The organism is Arthrobacter sp. EpRS71 (genome assembly GCF_001512285.1).
In the GTDB taxonomy this organism is placed as follows: domain Bacteria; phylum Actinomycetota; class Actinomycetes; order Actinomycetales; family Micrococcaceae; genus Arthrobacter.
The window spans coordinates 2,370,105-2,392,141 of record NZ_LNUV01000006.1 but is presented as its reverse complement, the minus strand read 5'-3'; the positions used below and the strand labels follow the sequence as shown (position 1 = coordinate 2,392,141).

20 protein-coding genes are annotated in these 22,037 nt (G+C 61.5%); 10 read left to right on the top strand and 10 right to left on the bottom strand.

From position 1 onward, the window contains the following. Window positions 1-31 precede the first annotated feature (31 nt). A complete protein-coding gene (locus AR689_RS21530) occupies window positions 32-3,787 on the bottom strand; it encodes a hypothetical protein (RefSeq protein ID WP_156424658.1) in 3,756 nt (1,251 codons plus the stop codon). Between the two features lie 168 nt (window positions 3,788-3,955). On the opposite strand from AR689_RS21530, the gene AR689_RS21525 reads away from it, so the two are divergent. Continuing rightward, the gene (locus AR689_RS21525) at window positions 3,956-4,360 is read left to right on the top strand and encodes a VOC family protein (protein WP_062073465.1); all 405 of its coding nucleotides are present in this window, start codon (window positions 3,956-3,958) and stop codon (window positions 4,358-4,360) included. Then, window positions 4,357-4,641, top strand: a complete 285-nt coding sequence (locus tag AR689_RS21520) for a winged helix-turn-helix transcriptional regulator (RefSeq protein ID WP_062073463.1) — start codon at window positions 4,357-4,359, stop codon at window positions 4,639-4,641. Before AR689_RS21525 ends, AR689_RS21520 begins: the two co-directional genes overlap by 4 nt. A gap of 57 nt (window positions 4,642-4,698) precedes the next feature. Here the strand turns inward: AR689_RS21520 and AR689_RS21515 are convergent, their stop codons facing one another. From AR689_RS21515 to AR689_RS21500, 4 genes are all read right to left on the bottom strand, one after another. Next, on the bottom strand, window positions 4,699-5,271 hold the full coding sequence (locus AR689_RS21515) for a dihydrofolate reductase family protein (RefSeq protein WP_062073461.1): 573 nt from the start codon (window positions 5,269-5,271) through the stop codon (window positions 4,699-4,701). 114 nt (window positions 5,272-5,385) lie between these two features. Further along, the gene (locus AR689_RS23195; RefSeq protein ID WP_062073460.1) at window positions 5,386-6,267 is read right to left on the bottom strand and encodes a hypothetical protein; all 882 of its coding nucleotides are present in this window, start codon (window positions 6,265-6,267) and stop codon (window positions 5,386-5,388) included. A gap of 2 nt (window positions 6,268-6,269) precedes the next feature. Further along, window positions 6,270-6,776: an RNA polymerase sigma factor gene (locus tag AR689_RS21505; protein ID WP_062073458.1), complete on the bottom strand. Its 507-nt coding sequence runs from the start codon at window positions 6,774-6,776 to the stop codon at window positions 6,270-6,272. Window positions 6,777-6,999: 223 nt separating this feature from the next. Then, a complete protein-coding gene (locus tag AR689_RS21500; RefSeq protein ID WP_062073456.1) occupies window positions 7,000-7,809 on the bottom strand; it encodes a MerR family transcriptional regulator in 810 nt (269 codons plus the stop codon). 536 nt (window positions 7,810-8,345) lie between these two features. Between AR689_RS21500 and AR689_RS21495 the strand changes: the two genes are divergently transcribed. Continuing rightward, on the top strand, window positions 8,346-8,642 hold the full coding sequence (locus AR689_RS21495) for a hypothetical protein (protein WP_156424657.1): 297 nt from the start codon (window positions 8,346-8,348) through the stop codon (window positions 8,640-8,642). A gap of 154 nt (window positions 8,643-8,796) precedes the next feature. On the opposite strand, the gene AR689_RS21490 is transcribed toward AR689_RS21495, so the two are convergent. From AR689_RS21490 to AR689_RS21475, 4 genes are all read right to left on the bottom strand, one after another. Beyond that, the gene (locus AR689_RS21490; RefSeq protein ID WP_156424656.1) at window positions 8,797-9,297 is read right to left on the bottom strand and encodes a hypothetical protein; all 501 of its coding nucleotides are present in this window, start codon (window positions 9,295-9,297) and stop codon (window positions 8,797-8,799) included. Continuing rightward, a complete protein-coding gene (locus AR689_RS21485; protein WP_062073451.1) occupies window positions 9,297-9,980 on the bottom strand; it encodes a hypothetical protein in 684 nt (227 codons plus the stop codon). The genes AR689_RS21490 and AR689_RS21485 overlap by 1 nt, the downstream gene beginning before the upstream one ends. Window positions 9,981-10,075: 95 nt before the next feature. Beyond that, complete coding sequence (locus AR689_RS21480) at window positions 10,076-10,594, bottom strand: hypothetical protein (RefSeq protein ID WP_062073449.1); 519 nt, start codon at window positions 10,592-10,594, stop codon at window positions 10,076-10,078. Next, on the bottom strand, window positions 10,581-11,048 hold the full coding sequence (locus AR689_RS21475; RefSeq protein WP_062073447.1) for a MarR family winged helix-turn-helix transcriptional regulator: 468 nt from the start codon (window positions 11,046-11,048) through the stop codon (window positions 10,581-10,583). The genes AR689_RS21480 and AR689_RS21475 overlap by 14 nt, the downstream gene beginning before the upstream one ends. A 62-nt stretch (window positions 11,049-11,110) precedes the next feature. On the opposite strand from AR689_RS21475, the gene AR689_RS21470 reads away from it, so the two are divergent. From AR689_RS21470 to AR689_RS21440, 7 genes are all read left to right on the top strand, one after another. Next, complete coding sequence (locus tag AR689_RS21470; RefSeq protein WP_062073445.1) at window positions 11,111-11,479, top strand: VOC family protein; 369 nt, start codon at window positions 11,111-11,113, stop codon at window positions 11,477-11,479. 340 nt (window positions 11,480-11,819) lie between these two features. Beyond that, on the top strand, window positions 11,820-14,042 hold the full coding sequence (locus tag AR689_RS21465; RefSeq protein WP_062073443.1) for a S8 family serine peptidase: 2,223 nt from the start codon (window positions 11,820-11,822) through the stop codon (window positions 14,040-14,042). Window positions 14,043-14,173: 131 nt separating this feature from the next. Further along, window positions 14,174-15,046, top strand: a complete 873-nt coding sequence (locus tag AR689_RS21460; RefSeq protein ID WP_231745618.1) for an MBL fold metallo-hydrolase — start codon at window positions 14,174-14,176, stop codon at window positions 15,044-15,046. A 114-nt stretch (window positions 15,047-15,160) separates the two neighbouring features. Then, a complete protein-coding gene (locus AR689_RS21455) occupies window positions 15,161-16,255 on the top strand; it encodes a hypothetical protein (protein ID WP_062073442.1) in 1,095 nt (364 codons plus the stop codon). A gap of 98 nt (window positions 16,256-16,353) precedes the next feature. Continuing rightward, the gene (locus AR689_RS23450; RefSeq protein WP_062073441.1) at window positions 16,354-17,991 is read left to right on the top strand and encodes a hypothetical protein; all 1,638 of its coding nucleotides are present in this window, start codon (window positions 16,354-16,356) and stop codon (window positions 17,989-17,991) included. A 270-nt stretch (window positions 17,992-18,261) separates the two neighbouring features. Continuing rightward, the gene (locus AR689_RS21445) at window positions 18,262-19,479 is read left to right on the top strand and encodes an MFS transporter (protein WP_062073439.1); all 1,218 of its coding nucleotides are present in this window, start codon (window positions 18,262-18,264) and stop codon (window positions 19,477-19,479) included. A 58-nt stretch (window positions 19,480-19,537) separates the two neighbouring features. Then, window positions 19,538-20,461 carry an alpha/beta hydrolase gene (locus tag AR689_RS21440; protein ID WP_062073437.1) on the top strand — a complete coding sequence of 308 codons (924 nt, stop codon included), beginning with the start codon at window positions 19,538-19,540 and terminating at the stop codon, window positions 20,459-20,461. Here AR689_RS21440 and AR689_RS21435 read toward each other — a convergent pair. Further along, the gene (locus AR689_RS21435; protein ID WP_062073436.1) at window positions 20,458-21,810 is read right to left on the bottom strand and encodes an acyltransferase family protein; all 1,353 of its coding nucleotides are present in this window, start codon (window positions 21,808-21,810) and stop codon (window positions 20,458-20,460) included. The two genes, AR689_RS21440 and AR689_RS21435, sit on opposite strands and share 4 nt — an antisense overlap. Window positions 21,811-22,037: the final 227 nt, after the last annotated feature.

Sequence of the window (22,037 nt, the reverse complement as noted above, 5' to 3'; positions counted from 1 at the left end):
TTCGGGTTGCCCGCCAGTTGGGCGGGGCGACCTAAGGCTTTTTGCTATAGCTCACAGTGATTCCACCCGTGTAATAGACCACCTTCACTTTCACGGCAGAGGCAGAAGTGTGCTTTTTGCCGTCCTTCCATTCGATGCCGCCCTCGGTCTTCATCGTGATGATCTGTTTGTAGGCGAGATCCACTCCGCCGCCCAACTTCTTGGCCACTTCCTCGGACACCTCGTCGCTCTTGGTCGTCTCGACGTCGAACTCGCCATACTCTGCCGTGGCCACAAGATAGAAGTAGTCGTACAGGTCGAAGTCTTCGCGGGGGATCTGGACTACGCCCCGACCTCGGAGCTCGGCGTTGATGCCTACGCCGCCTAGAACTTCGCCGTTGATCTCAAGAGAGTAACGCGGGTCGTCGTATTCATTGGTGACTCCAACTTCCAGCTGGCCCTGCCTCGAGTAATCCGTGGCTGTCAGAAAACCTACCGAGGCTCCACGTTGTCTGACATCAATGCCGAACCGGCCGATCAGGAGATTGTTGCCATAGCCCTTGAGATCGACGTTGAGTTTGATGGTGCTCTTGGACTTGCGGACTGGTTTGGCGCCTTGGACATTTTGCTGGACCTGTTTGCTGTAGTCCTGGTGCTCTTCTGGTGACTTATTGCCCTTGCGCGTCTCGGACTCAGACAGTTTGATGGCGTCCTGCGCCTGGCTGGGCGAGACTTGTTGTGCTTCATCCCGCCGTTGCCTGATCAATTCTTTGGCAACCTCAGCCCCGGCTTGCGTTGTACCCAATTCGGCGTCTTTCTCCTGCTTATCCAGCCCCATCCCGTATTTGGCCTGGATGTCCCGGGCCTTATTGGCAGCCTCTGCGATCGCAATGGTGTTGTCGGAAAGCTTCTTCAACAGGTCCGCTACTTCTTGGCGCCCTGACATGTCACGGAAGATGTTCGGCGTCCCCAGGAGAGATAGCGCCGCCGCGAGTCCGCCGGGATCAGGAGCCGGGCTGGGACTGACGATGTTCACTACTGCAGGTGGGAATGGTGTGGGCGCCACGCCGGGTTGCTCCGGTTGAGGTTGAATAGGCGTGACCGGGTTGATGCCCGGCGCATCGATAGGTATGGGGTGCTCGTCCCACTTCCAGAAGCGTGTGTTATCGATCTCTTCTGAGACGTTGCAGTGGCCGAGCTTGCCTTCAGCGAAGACTCCCCGGGTTGGCATGGATATCAGCCGCTCGGACTTCGCCGAGGCCAGCGGCAACCGCTCAAGTACAGTCTGCCGGTCCTGCTCACTCAACGCTGCAAGAACGGAGGTGGCCCATTGGCGTCGGGTAGGGTCGGTGCCGTTCAGTGCCGCGGCGATGTCCACCACCGTGGCGTCGTCCACTGCGGAGGTTTGCTTGGCCAGCCCATAGGCCACGTAGCTTCCGAACACTTCCAAGGGTGTGGGGTCGACGTGGTCGGACATGACCTGCCCTGGCGACCATTGCTTCTTCTCGAAATCCTTGGCGATCGTGTTTGCATCCGTTCCGAGCATAAGGACGCTGTTGTAGTAGCCACGGTTCGTATCCAAGTGGGCGACTAGATTCTGCAAAGCCACATCGTCTTCGGCCGAAACGAAGTCATTACGGTTTGGTTTGAGTCCCACAGTGGTTGTGGTCGCTGAAGGAGATTGTTTCGAAGGGAGCAACCCGGTGCTCCCACCGGCATCATCCAAAGTCCGGGTGCCGGAATCAGCGAGTATATTGATTCGCTCGTTCTCGACCGTCAGCATCGTCACCAGGATGTTCGACTCTTGCCAGTCACCGCCCGAGTTGATGTCCTTAAGTTTTACTTCGATGCCTCTGATGTCTTTCCAAGGGATAGCGACAGGTAGGGTTTTCTCGAATTCGGGGGAGGTTCCCTCCTCGCCAGCACCATCGCATTGGAACTCGAAAATCCGTCCGTCGAGTAGATGGAGTACCACGAAGACCGGTTCCGACGTATCGTCGGAGGTGGTGGTGAACTGGGCAATGAGCTTGACGAAGAGCTTTGCACCCGGGTCGGTCGTCTGGGTGTTCGCACCCCACTTCTCCACTTCGCGCTTCAGTTTTTCCTCACCCAATACCACTCGAGCGACAGCGTCGAAAGCTGCCGACAGCTTTTGATCGAGAAGGAAGGGTTCGAGTTGGAATCTTCTGAGGAGAAGTGCTTTCGGCGTCAGAACCTGAGGGAGGCTTAGCGACATCTGGACCAGCACGGAGGGGCGACGGCGGACCCACTCAACAGTCACCCGGTAGTGCCGCAGCACCTCGTAGTAGAGGATCGTCAAGGTGTGGCTGTGGTTATAGTTCGAGAAGGTGCGGGTCTGGATACTTTCCTTTTCCTCCTGGCGGGCCTGGATGACAACTGTTGAGTTGATTTCACGCTGAGATGAGCTGGCCTGCGAAAAGCTGTCGTTCAGCCGTTGGACGTTCTCCGCCGCTAGATCCCTGCTTCCGTCGCTGGTAGCCGTGGATCCTCCCAAGCTCCAGGTGTTTCCCACGGCGGCACCCAGCCCCACGACCCCCAGATTGGCGCCTCCTGTGGCACCCGATGATCCAGCGGCGCCCGCCATAAACGAGCTCCCGTGTTGAAGTTCTTTGAGCCCGGCCTTGACCGTCTCGGAAATGGTGCGGTCTCGGTGGGTCTGATGCAGCAACTCTTCGGTCATTCTAGTTTTCTCGTCACGCTTTGCGAGGCTGTCCCAGGACCAGTCGATCACGGCCAGCTTCACGCTCTCCCCAGGTGCCAGCGGCAAGCTGTAGAGAATCTCGCCGAGGGAATGACCGAGGGAGAACCAAGTGACTTTGTAGTCGTCTACGTAGGCGGCCTTAAACTCCTGCGGAACGCCGAAATTTGGGGGTACTTCCACCAGTCGCACCACTTGGCGGAGGACGAATTCCTGCAGCGCCAGGTTCGAGGGAACCATCTCCTCGCAACCGTCTGCTCCGAGGAGCGTGGTGGGAGTTGCTGCAAACGAGGCGGGTGAGAGCCTCCAGTCTGTGAGGCTGGGATTTTGGAGTGCGCGCGGGCCCATGTTGATCAGCGAGGGCGGCAGGGTATGCCACGATACTTTCAGCCGGGCGAGTATGGCGTCGGAGGAAAAGCGGGCCTGATCCAGCGCATCGAACCTGCCCGAATGGCCGCTGGGATAGATCCAAATGGCTAAGTTGGATGATGGTCCTTTGCCCAGCTGGCGGGCTTCAATGGCCTCCGAGAGCATCAACTGGACGTCAGTTCCCAGTCTCCGAAGATCGAACGACACGTACCCCATGTGGTCGGTGGCCAGTACACCTAGCGGCTCCGCCCACAACGCGCCTTGGTCCGGAACCTCAGACTCAGTTTCAAGACCTCGTCGAGAAGCCGATGTCCGTACCGCGTCCGCCATGAGGCGTTCCAAGTCAGCCACGGGAATCTCTGAAAGGCGCTCACGGCCCGCCGCCTCCAACACACTCTTGAGAGCTTCTTGGAACAGGTCTTTCACGACCGGACCTTGAGTTATCAGTCGCTCGCGGCTTTCCTTACTTATGGTGGAAGCCAGAGCCCGTAGGGCCGCATTCTCCACCCTGTCGCGACTGGGACCGGTGGCGGAGGAGTCCACGCTTATTATGGCTGCGCGCAGGGGCTCCCGATACCGTTCGTTGATCGGCGGTGGTGGAATTATCCGCGGAACCGCAACTTCCGCATAGAGCGGCAGGCGCTGGACCGGGCGTCCCGTGTCCGGATCCGTGACGAAAATGCCCAGATGCGCCGGCACTGAAGAGCTGAATGATGCCATGATGCCGCCTCGCTCGAGCTCCACCGGCTACAAACGGACCTTGCACGCGAACGCCTGATGGTGGGGTGGCCCACCTTACTCTTCGGATGGCCGCCCGGGAATATGGGGCTGCCAAAGTAAAGTGCCAAACCCTTGACGCCTTACTTGCATTTTGCAAGTATGAGCCACATGAGCCTCTTTATCACCTGCCCTGTTGAAAGCGTCGAACGTTCCACCTCCTTCTATACCGCCCTCGGCTGGACCCTCAACACCGAGATGTCCGATCACAACGTGTCATGCTTCGCTATCGCGCCTGAGCAGTACGTCATGCTCGGCAGCCGCGAGATGTACGCAAGCGTCGGCGGCGCCGAGGAGCTGATCGGCGGACCCGACACCCCCTCGAAAGTCACGGTGTCGTTCGACCTCGGCAGCCGCGAGGCGGTCGACGAACTCACCGAACGTGCGGGCGCAGCCGGCGGGCGGATCGGTGATACCGACGACTACCCCTTCATGTACCAGCGCCAATTCGACGACCCCGACGGCTACCACTACTCACCGTTTTGGATGAAGCCGGACGCCGATCCGACCGCGTGAGCAACCTCGCCGCGGCCCTCGACATCGTCGGATCGCGGTGGGCCCTGCTCATCGTTGAGCGGTTGCTCGACGGGCCACAGCGCTACGGTGATCTGCAGCGCGACCTCGGAGTACCTACCAACATGCTCGCGACCCGTCTCCGCGAGCTCGAGACCGCCGGTGTACTGATCCGCCTGCCCCTCCGGCACAACACCCGGGCCTACGCGCTGACCGACAGGGGGTTCGCCTTGCGCGAGGCGATCGGTGCGCTGGCATCCTGGGGCGGCGAGTTGCGGCCCTGATTCCTAAGACTTTTTGGACGCCCAAACGGGCTGGGCGATGTTTGGCGAGACTTAACGCTAGCCCGGGCGGTGACGTCTCGGGCGATACGTGCGGCCGAAGCTGCGTTCGGCGCCCTCGTAGGTTTCTGCGAGTTCCCAGTCGTACCGGTAGCCGCCGGATACCTCGAAGATCCGGGTGCCATCACCGAGGAACACTGGTGCGACGAAGACCTGCAGCTCATCGATGAGGTTGTGTTCGAGGGCTTGGCGGGCGATGTCCGCGCTGATGATTTGTATGTTCCGGTCACCGGCGATCTGCTGAGCGCGATCAATCGCCTCGACTATTCCGCAGTTCATCGCGATGATCGAAGGATCGTGGGCTATCTCGTGGGGTCGGTGGGTAAGGATGATCTCGGTTCCCGACCATGCGCCGCCGTACGCCTCGGACGTCATTTCGTCCCGCTCGTTGCGTTGGGCTTGTGCGGCGTCGTAGCCGTTTCTGCCGGCGATGATCACTTCGACTTCCCCGGCCAAGCGTTCAGTGACACCCTCGGCCAGGGGCTCCGCAGCGGCCAACCAGCTCATGTCATGATCAGGTCCCGCGATGAAGCCGTCGAGTGAACACGTGAAACCCCAAGCTACTTTGCCCATGTTCGTCCTCATCGATGTTGGCAACAAACGAGCCTCCAGTCATCCGATGCTACCTAACCCTACGGCGACCTCATATACGGCTACTGCAGGATATACGGCTACTGCAGGCGCTTTTCACGGCGTGCTGGTTCCTGTTGGAGCGGCTGGTCCTGGGCCGACAAGTTGCGGCCTGAGCCGGACAGGAATGCCATAAGTGGCAAACTGGGCGTCCATACCCTCTTGCACGGTGGCGTATTTGCCGTTCTGGACGTCATAGGCGAGGAATTCCCAGTTGTAGATGCTGGAGTAAATTTGTTGGTTGTCATCGAGGTATCGTCCGTTGCTTTGGAGTGTGGCGACTCCGTACCAGGCGTTGCCGCCGTCGAGGCCGATGGCCCTGATGCCCTCGTCTGAGATGGCGTATGCGAGCCAGCCTTCTGCGCATCCTAGGACGGTGTAGTACTGCTGCTCATTGGCCGGGATGGGTTTGATGGCCCGGACTTGGTCGTTCCGCCGGATGTCGATATTCGCCGGGGTGCATGCGCCTGCGGCGGGGCCGGCAGGAACTGTTGCTGGCGGGGCTGCTGGTGCAGTGTCCGCCGGCGGGGGCGGGGTGATGACCGCTGTCGGGGTTGGTTCAGCGCTCCATACCGGGGTTTCCGTCGGGGTGGTAGTGGGGGTGGTGCTGGGCGTCGCTGAAGGGGATACCGTTGGTGACGCGGTCGGCGTTGGGGTGGGTGTGGCCGTGATGCTGGGGGCATCGGTGGTGGCTGGTGCCGGTGCCGATTGGGGGACCAGGTTGTCTGCGACGACGATTGCTCCGACGACTGCTGCGGCGGCAAGCACGACCCCCGTTGTTGCTGCCCAACCGGTCCGCTTGGATTTGCGCTCAGCCAGGGAAATGATGTTGGGATCTTCGGAGAAGACGTGGGACTGGCCCGGCAGAACACCGGGGGTGGTGCCGGGCTCGGGGACGTTTGGTTTGGCGTTTTTCATGAGTTGTTCGATGCGGTCCATGGTTAGACTTCCCGTCCTGTCATGAGGTGTTGTGGTGAGGCTTTCGCGAAGGCTTTACGGGCCCGGTGGAGCCTGACCCCGGCGGCGGAGGCTGTGCATCCAAGGCTTTCGGCCAGTTCCGCGGTGGTGAGGTCGTCCCAGTAGGTGAGCATCAGGATTTCCCGATCACGGTCCTTGAGCTTGGAGAGAATCTCCGCAACGCTGGCCTGCTGTTCATCATCGTTGCTGGTGACGGCTTGGATTCGGGCTTCTTCAGCCAGGCGCTGCATGAGTTGATCGCGACGGCTCCGGCCTTTGTACTCGTTGCCCAGAACATTCCTGGCTGTAGCAATCAGCCATCCGATGCCGGGCGGCTCGGGCGGTTGTTTTTCCCACACGATCCGGAACACGTCATTGGCCAGTTCCTCGGCCCGTTCGCGGTCGTTGATCCGGTACGCGATGTACTGGTAGATGCGGCTGAAGTGTTCAGCGTGAAGAGCAATCAGTTCCTGCTCTCTGGTAGCCAACATCCTTGTTCTGTTCCCCCGGGCTAGTGCGATGTGATGTTCCAACCACTTAGTGTCCCGGGAATCGGTGTTTCTTACATAACTGGAGAAAAAGTTTAACGACTTGTAAAGGTATGCCCCGGGAAGACAGCGATACCCGGCAAACTCCTCCAATGAGCGTGCCGGGTATGTCGCGGGAACACTGTCTATCTGACGACGCGCTGCCAGTTCGGATTTCCGGATGGCATCACAAACTCGGACGGGTGACGGGCTGCTGCAGCTCCGTCACCCAGTCGGATTGGTCCTCTGAAATTGCTCTGACGTAGAGTTCCCGGCACGGCCCTGAATGGAGGAGCCCTCGAGCGAAGATCTCTGAGTGGAGTGCTTGCCAACTTTCCGCAATGTGCTCCATGGAACCGAGATGGACGCCGCAGGCGGCAGTTTCGACAGCTGGCAGCTCGATGACTTCGAAGCCGTCGCGGGGCGGGCCGGTGTAGGCGTAGCCGGCGATGATTTGCAGGCCGTCTTCAACCGTCTCGTACAGTGCGACTGGAGTATCCAGGGTTCCGCGCTCATCACCGATGATCCGGGAAACAGCGTCAAAGGCGGGACCCACTGCGCCCGCGACCTCAGGTTGGTCTGCTACGACCATGCGGCGGGCTGCGAGGCGGATAGAGGGCAGGGGCTTCTCGATGATCTCGATCTGGGACATGTGGTTCTCTTTCTCGATGAGATGGAGCCTGCGTTGCACGTCTGCGAGGCGGCCAGCAGCGATCCGGTGTTCCTGCTCAACCTCTGCGCGGCGAATCCGCAACAGAGCTGCGATGCGATCGGCCTCGACGCCCTGGTCAAGAATCGACGAAATATCGTCAAGGCCGAAGCCCAACTGGCGCAGTGCAACAATTCGATGCAGGCGCTCTAGTTGAGATGGATCATAGGATCGGTAGCCACTGAACTCGTCAACATGGGCTGGCACGAGCAGACCTGCAGTGTCCCAATGCCGCAGCATCCGATGGGTCACCTGCCCGATCTGCGCGAAAGCTCCGATGGATAACATGTCTCAGTTCTCCCGCCTTCCACAGTGTCAGAGTCAAGTATTGCCTGAACTGCTGCGGCCCGGCCGTTCCTCACCCTTCGGATTCGAGACCTCTCATTGTCGAGCAAAACGTCAGAGGCCGCAGAGGAGGCCGGCAGCTCAGCCAATTCGTTAAAGCCAAACTGTGCGTAAAGTCCGTGGACAACGCAGGTCCCATAAACGCATAGCTAACGCCTGCCGCTAATGAGGATCGTCGTGGAAGCGATGTGCCACATGATGGTCCGGAATGATTGGTGTCATACGTGTGCGGCATAACGGTTCCGCGGGCGTGCCGAGCTTGTTAGCCACCGCTTTCGGGACGAAGTGAGCTGCCTGATTCAGAACCGCGTGGGCGGTGGTCTGGTAGCGTCGGGCAACGAACACTTGGGGGAATACTGGACACCGAATTTGCCAGGGTAAGGCCTGATCGACCACATCTAGCCGTGGTCCTGGCTACGATCTTCTGCTCACTGGCAGTTCTGCCCGCGATTCTTTCCGCTTTTATCGCTGGGGCCACCATGATGTCCGTACTCACCGGGGCGGGGGCTACGTCGAACCAGGCGCTGCAAGTAAGCGCCGTTCTGGCAACCTTTTTGGCCGGCGTAGTGGCATTCGTGATGATGCGTCGGAGCGTCACCGCCCGTAAAACGTGGGTATGGGCGGGCTTGGCCATCATCCTCGTTGTAGCAGCATCCGCCCCCATTGTTTGGGTTGCCATACAAGCCTCCGCCGAGGAGTGGTGCGAATATCAACCCGGGGGCAGAGGCGGCTCCGAAATTCGCTCGATCGATGATGTTCCGGCCTTGTGCCGTTAGGCCGTGCGCCGAAAGTGCTGTAATAACGCCGCCGTTCATGGCTGAAAGGCATACGGCCAATCTCCGGGCTCACGATTCCCGTAATACCCGCCCGCAAAACTGCCCTCAACGCTTTACACCCAGTCCGGGAGGAGCCCTCATTACCGATGCTGCCCTACCCGGCGCTCGGGGTGCCCTGAACCAGTTCCTGCCCAACCGTCGGCACCGACCCAGGCCACTCGCCGTATCGGGCCACAAGATCAGCCCCTATCACGCTGACCGCCGAGCCGGCGTACTTCATGGAGCTGAGTCCAAGGCTGGTCAGGGCCGCCGAGGTTGTCTCTGCGGTGCGACCCGCACCGCTTACCCCCAGCGTGACGTATTTCTTCGGCGCATACTCGTCCTGGGACCACACCTGCGCCAAGACGGAGTCCAGAAGTGCAGCCTCATCACCAGTGAAGGCCTCGGTGAGCTCCACATTCACGGATAAGTACGGGGTTAGGCCGTCGTATGCCCTGCCGATACGCGCCGTGACGCCGGGGGTTTTGGCGATGTCAGCTTCGGCTGCGGCAGTGCTGCGATGCGGTTCCGAATTGTCGTCGGGCACCGTGCATCCGGCGAGCAACGCAGAGCAGAGCAACAGGACGGTGATGCCCGCACGTGGGCGTCTCGCCATCACTTGCCCACAGGATCGAGGTCGGTGCGCTCGGCAATCACAATGTCTTTGACGTCCGTAACGTCCGACGGTTCCGGCGCCGGCACAAACAAGGCTATGGGAAGGGTGGCGTCCGAGCATTCCAAAGCTGGAATCCCGACCGTGGACTCCACCCGCATGGTTCCGTCGGGCAGCCGCTCCATCCGGTACTCCACGCTGTAGCCCTTCAACTCGGCCGGCACTTTTCCTTCCTCCGAGGACCACTCCGTTGCCTTGCAGCCCCTCACGGCTGCCCGGTCAGGGTCACCCCGGAAAGTGGGCGTCACGCTGAGCGGCAGGAACGGTGTTGGCCCGGGAAGAATGTCCGGGCGCCGTCCCTGTTTGACGTCATCGATTGCCGGCCTCGCAGCACGGCTCCGCGCGTCCCTACTGGCGGTTTTGGCCAGCTCAGGTATGGAGAAATCGTTGATGTTGCGCGCCACGGCCTCTGCCTCAAGAAACTTCCGGGTGGCCTGCACCCAAGGGTCGGCCTCAAGCGGTCCGCTGGGTTCGGCCCCTTGCCACTCGACGGTCGGGTACGGCGGCGCTGGCCGCTTTACAACCCGGCATCCCGAAAGCCCACCGGCCGTAACTGCGGCGAGCACCATCACCGCTGTAGCCGAAAGCAATCGGTGGTGCCGCCGTCGTAATTCTGTGCCGCGCATTAAATCCCCCAAAGTAGCCCGAACTTTTCCCGGGCACCTTCAACCCTAGGGGTGAAGTGGGGAGGCTGCGATGGGCACCGCAACCCATCCGGTATTCAGCCGTTGGTAATGAGCGACGCCGGGGGCTCGGGAACCGCTGCTGGCCACGGACCGTATCGGTCATCCAGGTCCTGATTGGCGAGTTCCAAGGAGGACCCGCCGGCATACCGGGCAGAGTCGATGCCCAACGATGCCAGGAGCGCCTTGGTGGTATCTGCGTTCTGTCCTGGGCCTTCGAAGCTGAAGCGCACCAAGCGTCCCCGATCCACCTCATTCTGGGAACCGAGCTGCGCCAACGAGTAGTCAATCAGAGCTGCCGGGTCACCGGAGAAGGCATCTGTCACGGAGAGGGTCGCGATGACGTATGCGGTGGTGCCGTCCCACGCGCGGGCCGCCTTAAACTCCGCTCCCGGGATTCGGGCCACTGCTGCCTCCGCTGCCTCCATTGATCGCGGGGCGGCGGTGCTTGATGAGGCCGCCAGGGGAGTGGTGTGGTTCTCAGTGACGCAGCCGTTCAGCAACGTAGCGATTGCTACAGCGGCGACGCCGAGCCGGATGGTTTTAGTGATGGTCATTGGTTGCCTCGTGTGTGTCGTCGCGTAGGGAGACGATCATGCTTCGCAGCGCCTTAAAAGCCGTGACCTGTTCGTCTTGGGTCATGCCGCCGAGCATCTTGACCTCGACGTCGCGGACGGCAGCGCTCGCTGTGGCCAGGCTGCTTCGACCCAGGGGAGTCAGCTGCGTGGGAAGGACTTTCCCCACGCGGGCCTCCTCCGGGCGGGTCACATAGCCGTCGCGTTCCAGGGCCTGGAGCAGCACGTTCATGGATTGGCGGGTGACGAACGCTCCACGGGCCAGCTCGGAGTTGGATAAGCCCGGGCGCTGGGCCAGGAGTTCCAAGCAGGAGTAATGGGTGATGGTCATTCCGAGCGGCCGAAGCGCTGATTCCATGGCGGCGCGTAGGGCACTGGAGGCTTCTTTGAGCAGATACCCCAGCGACGTGGTGAGGTCGATCCCGCGTTGACTCATGTCAGTATTCTGACATAGGTTATTCGTGTCAGATAACTGACAAAGATTCGAAGGAGCATCACATGCCCGTCACCGGCCCCGACTTCATCTCCCTCCAAACGCGCGACCTCGACGCATCCCAAGCGTTCTACGAGCAGTACCTAGGCCTGGTCCGCTCGCAAGCGGGTCCTCCCCACGCCGTCGTGTTCGACACGAAGCCGATCGCCTTCGCACTCCGCACCATCGCTCCCGGGACGGACCTGACGTCCGTTGAACAGCCGGGAATCGGCGCCGCGATCTGGCTCCACGCCACGGATGTCCAAGCCATCCATGACGCGTTGGTCGGCGACGGCCACGCCATCATCACAGGCCCCATCGACGGCCCGTTCGGCCGGACGTTCACGTTCGCCGATCCTGACGGGTATCACGTGACGCTTCACGACCGCGCCTAGGCGCTTCGCCCGCGAAAAATTCCCCGCCGGCGTCGAGTAGCCTTGCACGCAACCGCCCAACAGACGTGCGGCCGGCCAACAATGGATGGAAGTGGTGCAACTGCCAGCGGCAGGAGTATGGGAGTGATCGGCGGCGGTGACCGTATCCGGGCCCATGGTGTTCGAGCGCGTTAGCTGAGTGGTTCAACAATGAGGATTTCGGACCACTGTCATAAACGGCGATGTGTAGCTTTTACAGCCGATAGTCAGCTTACAATTTCCTGGGGGTCAGCTGGTGGTCTCCAGTTGCCCGCGATCAGCCCCGTTGAGGCTGCCCGCGCTTTCCCTAGGATGCCTGCATATGGTGAAAAACTTCCGACTGCGCCCGCTAAGTTCCATAGGCATAGCAGTAACCACACTTCTTGTCAGCGGGGGACTGGCCGTTCAGCCAGCGGCCGCGGCCGATCTCAATGACATCGTTCCGAGCACCCCGCAAGCCCTCCAGCCGACACCCGAAACGGCTACGGACCAGTTCATTGTTGGCCTTCGGGACAACGCTGCTCAAACAGCTGCGGTGAAAGCCGAGAAGGCGGCCGACCAAGCAGCTGCCAAGCTGGGTGTCTCGAGGGAAAGCTCGCGCCAAAACGCCGCGGGCGGGCACATCATCAAGCTCGACGAAGCCCTCACACCGTCGGAAGCTGCAGTCTTCGTGGAGATGCTCCGCGCTGACCCGGCCGTCGCTTACGCGGAGCCGGACGTCATCATGCACCCCACGGTCCATTCCAAGGATTACGGCTACACGGAGCAATGGAACCTGTGGGATAACTTCGCCGGCGTCCGCACTCCCAGCGCCTGGAACTACAACCAGGGCGAGGGCGTGGTGGTGGCAATCGTTGACACCGGCATCACCAGCCACCCGGAGCTCAACGCGAACGTGCTGCCCGGCTACGACATGATCTCCAGCGCAGCTGACGCGCGGGACGGAAACGGCCGCGATCCGGACCCCACCGACCAAGGCGACTGGGTTCCAGCAGGGGAATGTGAGGACAAAAGCCCCGCTGAAAATTCTTCATGGCACGGAACGCACGTGGCAGGAATTGTGGCCGCCGTTGGAAACAACAGCATTGGCATCAGTGGCGTAGCGCCCAAGGCAAAGATCCTTCCGGTGCGGGCGTTGGGCGTCTGTGGAGGGTACAGCTCCGACATCGCTGACTCCATCATCTGGGCAGCTGGCGGGGTGGTGACTGACCTTCCCGTCAACCCCCATCCGGCAAAGGTCATCAACATCAGCCTCGGTGGCGTGGCAACATGCTCCGCCACCTACCAGAACGCCATCAACTTTGCGTACAACGCAGGTGCCGCTGTGGTGGTCTCTGCAGGAAACTCCGACCGACCTGCCGCTGACGTCAGCCCGGGTAACTGCCAAAACGTCATCACCGTGGCGGCGAGCACCAAGGCCGGCGCGCGCGCAGCGTATTCCAACTACGGAAGTGCCATTGACGTGACGGCGCCTGGCGGCGACATGACAACAGATGTCGCCGGTGGCATTTTGTCCACGTTGAACTACGGCACCACCACGCCGAATGAACCCGCTTTTGCGTTCATGCAGGGCACGTCCATGGCGTCTCCTCACGTTGCAGGCATCGCGGCTCTGCTCTTCTCGGCTGAAGGCAGCACGCTCACGCCCCAGCTGCTCGAACAGCAGCTCAAGGAATCAGCTCGGCCCCTTCCGGCCGGTTGCTCCGCTGGCTGTGGTGCGGGTTTGGTAGACGCCACGAAGGCGTTGAAAAAGTTCGGTGGCGCCGCTCCTCTCCCTGCACCGCACCAAAAGCTCACCGATTTCAATGGCGACGGCACCAGCGACGTTGTTGCTCGTGACGCCAACGGCGCCTTGTGGCTCTACAAGGGAACCGGCTACGGCAACTGGAGGGGCGGCCGCACCCAAATCGGCGTCGGCTGGAACGTTATGACCGCCGTCGAAGCGCCGGGCGACTTCAACGGCGACGGTTATGCCGACGTCATTGCCCGTGACGGCAACGGTGTTCTGTGGCTGTACCCGGGCAACGGATGGGGTGGCTTGCTCGGCCGCACCCAGATCGGTGCCGGCTGGAACGTGATGACGTCCATCAAATCAACGGGTGATTTCAACGGCGATGCGACTGCCGATGTTATTGCCCGCGATGGCAATGGTGTTCTGTGGCTGTACGCGGGCAATGGAACCGGTGGCTGGCTCCAGCCGCGCCAGATTGGTGCCGGCTGGAACGTGATGACCGCCATCGACGGCGTAGGCGACTTCAATGGCGACGGCAAAGCTGACGTCATTGCCCGCAACGGATCAGGAGCCTTGCTGCTCTACCCGGGCAACGGCTCCGGTGGGTGGCTTGCAGCCAGCCAGGTGGGAACCGGTTGGAACATCTTCAACGCCATTGAAGCGCCGGGCGACTTCGACGGCGACGGAAAGGTGGACGTTCTTGGACGCAACAGCGGCGGAGAACTGGTCCTGTACGCCGGCAACGGCTACAGCTGGTGGTTGTACTCCGAGCAGGTCGGCGTCGGCTGGAATACCATGAACGCCTTCCTGTAACACTGGATGCGGCGGCCCGGAAGCATTGTTTGCTTCCGGGCCGCTTTCGTTTCCTTCCAGCGTCCGCACGGGTTCCGTGGGTAGAGTGGAGGCCTGAAGATCGCCGGATTGCAGTGGATACGGAGCACGAATTGTCAGCTTGGCTAGAACTCGGACAGGACAACTACGTCTTGGAAACCGAGGGATCGTTACTCAATACCGGCCTGGTGGTGGGCTCTGAGCTCGCCATGGTCATCGACACCGGCTGCGGCCCGCGCCAAGGCCGCGAGATCCTCGCAGCAGTCCGCGAAAAGACCCAGCTTCCGCTGGTTGTGGTGAACACCCACGCCCACTACGACCACTTCTTTGGCAACGCAGTATTTGCCGACGACGGCGTCACAGAGTTCTGGGCGCACGCCAACTGTGCGGCCGCTATTGAACGCGACGCCGACAATCAGCGACGCTTCGTAGCCACCAACGAACCCGAGATGGCAGCGGGAGAGGGTGACGCGGTGGACATCGTTGTCCCCAACGCCTTGGTGCACGATCAGCCTGTCCTCGTTGATCTGGGCGGCATCACCGCTACGCTCTTCTACCTGGGCCGCGCACACACGGACGGCGACCTCCTTGTTGGAACCAGCTCCACCCTGTTCGTGGGTGACCTGGTGGAGCAGGGTGCGCATCCGTCGTTTGAAGACTCGTATCCGGAGGAATGGGCCGATGCCCTGCGGCACATCTCGGCCCTGCGCCACCGCTACGAATTCCTGGTCCCCGGTCACGGTGAACCTGCCAGCGATGAGTTCGTCAAAACCATGGCTGACACCATGGGCACGGCGGTCCGGCAAGCGACGCAGTCCATTCGGGACATGCCGTCCGACGCCACCAAGGCCATCCCGGTGCTGCCTTACGGACCGGAACAGTCACGTTGGTTCATTAAGAGGCTTCAGGAAACCAATGCTCAAGGGCGTCCTTCTGTGGCCACTCCGGACTTTGGACCGGAAAAGACAGGCTTTTACCCTTCGTAAAACAAGGTTCCTTACAAATTTGTCATTTTGTTTACTCCCAACCATGGACTAACCGCGTGATGCCGTCCTAGGATGAAGGCGACCAATGGTTCGCGACTACCTGGGGGTGTCGAGATGAAGGGTTCACGCGTATTCCCGCGTGCTACCAGCATTCTCCGCTCCGTCATGGTCGCGGGCGCCGGAACCGCAATCTGGATGGCTCTCTCCGCCTCGGCGGCAAGCGCAGACACCGGAACCCCTGAAAACAACCTCTTGGGCAGTGTCACGTCCTCAACATCCATCAGTGTTCCGGTGCCGAACGTACCGCTGCCAAACGTGGTCAAAGGTGTAATAACCACCAATCAGATCAACGTCAATGTGCCTGCCGTAACACCCCTTGTGGAACATCTTGGCGGTACGGTTGATCAGGTGGTTGCAGCGGTGCCCGTGGTCAACCAGGTGGTTCCGCCGGACACCACGGGGACTGTGGTGAACACGGTGGTGGCTCCTGTCACCAACGTCGTGGATCACACCGTCAACGTGGTTGTGCCGCCGGTGAATCAAGTTTTGGAACCGGCTCGGCTTGAACCCATCACCAACGTGGTGAACCCGGTTGTGGATCCCATTGTTGGCGTGGTGGACACCGTGCTGGCTCCCGTTGAAACCGTCATTCCGCCGGTGGTAGCTCCGCCGGTTCCGCCAGTCGTTGCACCGCCGGCCGTTGCACCGCCAGTCACAACACCCCCGGTCACAGCACCCGCGGTTGAGGTTCCCAGCGAGCCGGGAACTGACGCTGCTGGTGGTCAGGCCGCGGTGAACGCTGGCGCTCCGGCGACTACCGGCGTCGTACATTCCACAAACTCAACGGTTCCCGAGCCCGGCACACTGAACTCCAGCGGGGCTTCGTCAGGCGTGAACGCCGGCGCATCAGCGCTCCTGAATCCCGCTCGAAATTTTGGTCCCACGGGGATCACCGCTGTGCTGAGAGCCTCCTCTGCACCCGTCGATCCCACGTCACCTGCGGAACTCCCTTCCGACCCCGCCGCAGTGCCCGGCAGCCTGACTGGTGCTGGCTCCGGCAGCTCCCAAAACGGCCCACCCAGCCCCGCAGCAGCGTTCCTGCAGGGCGCCCTGATCATTCCCGTTGACGCACTGCCCGGTGTGGCGTCGGCCGCGACTGAGCAACATCCAAAGCCGGTGTGCTTCGACCCCGGTTCCTCTCCTGACTAGTTCCCCAGCCAGCCGCGCAGCTCTTCGCGGTAGATGGTCATTCGGGCGATCCGTCACTCGGACGCCTTTGGGAACAACCTCTTCAGGAGAGAATCACAATGAACACGACCATACGCAAGTGCCTCATCGGCACATGCTTTGCCGGGGGCATGATCGTCCTCAGCGCCACTGCGGCAAACGCCGCGGACACCACCAGCGGCAAGGACGGACTCCTGTCCGGTACGCAAGTGGTGGCGCCAGTAACAGCGCCGATCAGCATCGGCGGAACATCACTTGGACTGTTGGGGGATTCAGCAGCTACGACGTCCGCGCCGGCACCTGCTGCAGGTTCGAGTGCGGCTGGTTCGGGCGCAACTCCGGCTGCGAGCACCAGCGGTTCCAACAGCATCGGCTCCGGAACGCAAATAGTTGCTCCGGTAACGGTGCCCATCAACCTGGGCTCGTCGTCAGTGGGTCTGCTGGGGGGCTCCACTGCGGCGAGCTCAGCCACACCTGCCGCACCCGCGGCTCCTTCGCCGGCAGCCAGCACCAGCGGTTCCAATGGGATCGCCTCGGGAACCCAAGTAGTGGCTCCGGTGACGGTGCCCATCACACTGGGAGCCACATCCGCCGGTGTCCTTGGCGACTCGGCTGCTACATCTTCAACTCCTGCACCGGCCCAGGCTCCTGTTGCGGCTCCGGCGCAGGCAACGACGTCGGGGGGAGAGGGTATCGCGTCCGGCGCTCAGGTAGTGGCTCCGATTTCGGTCCCTGTTAACATCGGAGCCACTGCCGTGGGTGTTGGCGGAGATTCCGCCGCTACCTCGGGCTCGGCTGCTTCCTCGGGTACATCGGCTCCTGCCGCTTCCGGTGCTTCCACATCGGGTTCGGATGGCATTGGTTCGGGAACGCAGGTTGTTGCTCCGATTACGGCTCCGATCAACCTGGGTTCGACCTCAGCTGGTCTGTTGGGTGACTCATCCGCCACGAACACCGGCGCCGGTACTTCAGGCTCGACCGGCGGAAATGCCCCGACGGGCACGAACAACGGCAGCACTACCTCGGGTTCGGATGGCATTGGTTCGGGGACGCAGGTTGTTGCTCCGGTAACGGCTCCGATCAACCTGGGTGCCACCTCTGCTGGCCTGCTGGGTGACTCATCCGCCACGAACACGGGTACCGGTACTTCGGGCTCGACCGGCGGAGGTGCCCCGACGGGCACGAACACCGGCAGCACCACCTCCGGCAGCGACGGAATCCTTTCCGGCACCCAGCTGATCGTCCCGATCACGGCGCCTGTCACTCTTGGTTCCACCTCGGTGGGAATTGGTGGAGGTTCTACAGCCACGGTCAACCCGCCTGTGGTGAATCCTCCGGTTGTGAATCCGCCGGTTGTGAATCCTCCGGTGGTGAATCCGCCGGTTGTGAATCCTCCGGTGGTGAATCCGCCGGTTGTGAATCCTCCGGTTGTGAACCCGCCGGTTGTGAATCCTCCGGTTGTGAACCCGCCGGTTGTGAATCCTCCCGCCAGTATCGGAGTTAGCACCGGCGTCGGCACCCAAGCCAGCAATGTGATGGCCCAAAGTGCCGCGCAAGGTGCATGGACCGCGGCAGCTCCCACCGCCGTCGGAAGTGCCAACACGTTGGCCAACACCGGCCTGAACGGTCAGTGGATTCTCTTGGCAGGAGGCCTTCTCCTGATGGGGCTCGTGCTCGCACTAGTCGGTCGCCGCAAGGCAGCAGCCAACAGCCGTTAAGCCGAGGAATTAATCTCACTTCGCATGTAGTTGTTGCGGCTCCGACGTTCCGGAGCCGCAACAACTGCGAGCATCTCGGCGCTTTCCCACTTCGTCGCTACCGTACCCGCCGTTCGCCCCTGTTACCTCTGGTGCGCTTGGCGCGTAGTGGTGCGGTCCGGACCACGAAAGGGGGCGCTGGGCGGAACGGGTAGCGCAGCCGGGCCCTGCGTACCAGCACGCAACGTCATGCCGCCCGAACCCAGGGACGGCGGTCATAGGATGAAAGGGATGACCACCACCCAAGCAGACAAAAACTTCAGCCTTCGCAGCGTAGCGGTTCCGGCATTCGGGCCAGCTGTGCTCTTCTGTGTCGGCGAGGGGGCTGTCCTTCCGGTCATTGCCCTCTCAGCACGCGACCTCGGCGCGTCGGTGGCAGTATCGGCATTGATCGTGACGTTGATCGGTTTGGGCTCGTGGTTGTTCAACATCCCGGCGTCGATCATCACGGAAAAATTCGGTGAGCGTTGGTCGATTGTGGGGGCCGGAGCTGTGGGTGCCATTGCCCTTGGCGCGGCAGCTTTCGCCCCGCAAATGGACCATGGCCTGTGGTTGCTGGCCGCCTCCATGACGTTGGTGGGTATGTCGGCCAGCGTCTTCAACCTTGCACGGCAGAAATTCCTCACCGAGGCCGTGCCCGTCATGTTTCGCGCCCGAGCCCTATCAACGCTGGGCGGCGTTACCAGGATCGGCTTGTTCATAGGGCCCTTCGTGGGGGCAGGCGTGATGCAGTTCGCCGGTATCAGCGGTGCTTACTGGGTGGGCTTTGGGGGCATGCTGGCTGCGGCTGTTTTGTCGCTCACCATTCCGGACCTGGTGGCCCCCGGAACGTCCGACGGCGGTCCCCGGCCTCCTGCGTCCACCTTGCGGAGCGTCGCGGTTTCCCATGCCGGCGTGTTCCTGACAGTGGGCTTCGGCATTCTCTTGCTGAGTGCCTTGCGAGCATCGCGGCAGGTGGTCATCCCGTTGTGGGCCGATCATCTGGGGCTCGACGCCACCCATGCTTCCTTGATCTTCGGATTGTCCGGAGCGATCGACATGCTGGTGTTTTACCCTGCGGGGAAACTCATGGACAGGAAGGGGCGTCAATGGGTGGCCATCCCGTCAACGTTGATCATGGGAACCGCGCTGATCTTGATTCCCTTCACTGCCGGATTCGTCCCGCTCCTCTTGGTTGCTTTGCTGATCGGGTTCGGCAACGGCATCAGTTCCGGGCTCATTATGACGCTCGGCGCTGACTTTTCACCGGACAACGGGCGGAGCCACTTTTTGGGAATCTGGCGATTCATGGCCGATTCGGGTGGCACGGGAGGACCAGTGCTGCTCTCCGGCTTGACGGCTGCATTCTCGTTGTCGGCGGGAGTCTGGGCCACAGGCGTGCTGGGCTTCGCAGCGGCAGTGGTGTTCGCCGTCGCCATTCCGCGGTTGAAGCACCGGCGGAACTATTAGGGTCCTTCCGCAGGGGTAGCATTCCGGGCAGTGCTGCTTCCGCAGCTAGACTACCGGGGTGCCAGATAAATCAGCAGCTGACGTGCCCGTGCCCTCAAAGTACCCGGACCTCGCTTCATTCCTTGGGTCCATGGAGGTACCTGAGGGCCGGATTGATATCCAGCACAACGGTTTGCCTCTGGAGATCCTCAACGTCCCCGCAGGCTCGGACACCACCTTGGTGTGTTTCCACGGGGCGGCAGAAAACGATGTCCGGCTGCCATGGTTCCTGGGTCAGGGTGTCACGGCTGGCTTGCCGGTCAATCGGATCTTCATCTCTGACCCGAGCCTGCGTAAGTCAAAGAACTTCAATATCGGTTGGTACGCAGGCTCCAGGGAGCAACCGGATTTGCAGGAGATCCTGGCGGATGTGATTCGCAGGATCGTCCGGGAGACCGGGGGATATAACGTGGTGTTCTTTGGCAGTTCCGCCGGGGGCTACGCCAGCCTGGCGCTTTCGCGGTTCTTCCCGACGTCGTTGGCCTTGGCGGTGAATCCTCAGACGTCCATCTCCAAGTTCTATCCTGGGGCTGTGGAGCGATACCTCACCCACGCGTGGGACATCGCGGGCAACGACATGTCCGGGTTGCCTTCATCCGTTGCCCACGATCTGATTCCGGCTTATTCGGCGGGTTTCGACCATACGGTCGCCATTATTCAGAACGCCAAGGACTGGTTCCACATCCAGAACCACCAACTGCCGTTCGTGGATGCAATCGGCGATTCCCCGGACCTGTACATGTTGATGGATCGCTGGGGACCGGACACCGGTGATGGGCACATCCCACCCCCCAAAGAACTTCTCCGGGAGTGCTTCGAAGCGCTGGGGGCGTGCAGTGGAGACTGGGCTGCCGGGCTTGCAGCCGCAGGCTTTCAGCCGGAAACCACGCGACAGGACGTCCGGCGTCGGGTGATGGACACCGCTCCCGCCGCGGCGGGCTAAGCCACCGTCCGCGGCGTCTTCCACGTCCGCCCAGCCACTTTCCCGGTCACCAACGCCACAGCCACCACCAAGAGAACCAGGCCCCACGTGGCGTTGGCGGTATCCAGACCGCTCCGCATCACCACGAACGGCGGAATGATCGCCAGCACTGTTCCGGCAGCGATGCGCCACATGGCCGGCCTGGCCGAACCCGGTGCCAGCGCAGTGCTGGCGAGTTCCAACCGGACCAGCGGGGTGGAAACCAACAGCACCAGTGCCCACGCTGCTCCATAGAACAGTGGACGACTCAGCCACCACTCAGTGCTGGCGGGTTCGGGGAACGGCAGGCGAAGAACCAGCGCAATGCCAAACATGGCGATGATCAACGGCAGGTGCCACAGGTAAATGGTCATGGCCCGGCTGCCCACCACAAACATCACCTTCTGCACCCAAGCAACGTGGACGCATCGCTGTAGTGCTGGATACACGGCTTTCACCAACAGAATGTGTGCCAGCCCTACCAGGATCAACGGGAGCATGGGTGGGTTCTGGCTGGTCAGCATGTCCACGGGGTATGGCCCGGCATGCGTGAGCGGAACCATCACGGCGTAGCAGCCGGCAGCAGCAAGAACCAGCTTCCACTTGGCGAAACGGTCAAAGAACCCGTCGGCGTAAAAGAATCCCAGCTGTTGCAGAAGCCCCCACACGAACACCAGGTTCAGCAGGCCGATGGGGTTCGAATCGAAGCCCCACGGGTTGCGCTCCAAGCCCATGCGAAGGACATCAACGACGACGGCGCCCGCGGCCAGCGCTGCGATGGTCCGGTACGGCGCTGCCTCGTGGAATTTGGCCATGGTGGGAACCATGGCCTGGCAGATCAGGTAGGCAGCCAGGAACCAGAGCTGAACTCCGGCGCCCACAGCGATCACTGATAGAAGATCGCCAGGGACTCCGGCCGCCGTCGCACTCCACAAAGCAAGGGCGAGAAAGATGTACAAGGCAACCGTAGGCCGGACCAGCCGCAGCACCCGGTTCCTGAGGTAGTCGCCGCCATCGCCGCCCTTGCGTTTAAGGCTGCGCCACGACGTGAGTGAAGCGAAACCGCCGACGATGAAGAACAGCGGCATGACTTGGCCGAACCACGTACCCTGCGCGAACCAGCTCAGGGACGTGAGGGGATTGCCTACGCCGATGCCGGAATCAGTCACGCTGATCCCCATCATGAGCAAATGAACCGCAACCACGGCAAACATGCAGGCCACACGGATGAAGTCCACCACCAGATCGCGGGAAGCGGGTACGGCGACAGTCGGGGTAGTGCTCCGCCGCGAAGCGGACTTGCGGGTGTCAGACCTAAGGGTGGATGACATGGGAACTCCTCGGATTAGCCACTGTTTATCCATCGATTGGACTAACTGTAACGCATGAAGAGCGGGCAGTCGACGTCATTCCCAGAAAGGTTGCTGAATCCGGGTCAGGAATGGTTGGGCAGGCGTAACCTGAGAAGAGCGGGCAAGTCTCAAAACCCCGCGTGTTTGCCGCAAAGCGCATTCAAGTTCCGTGCAGTCCACCCCACCAATGAACGGCAGCGATAAAC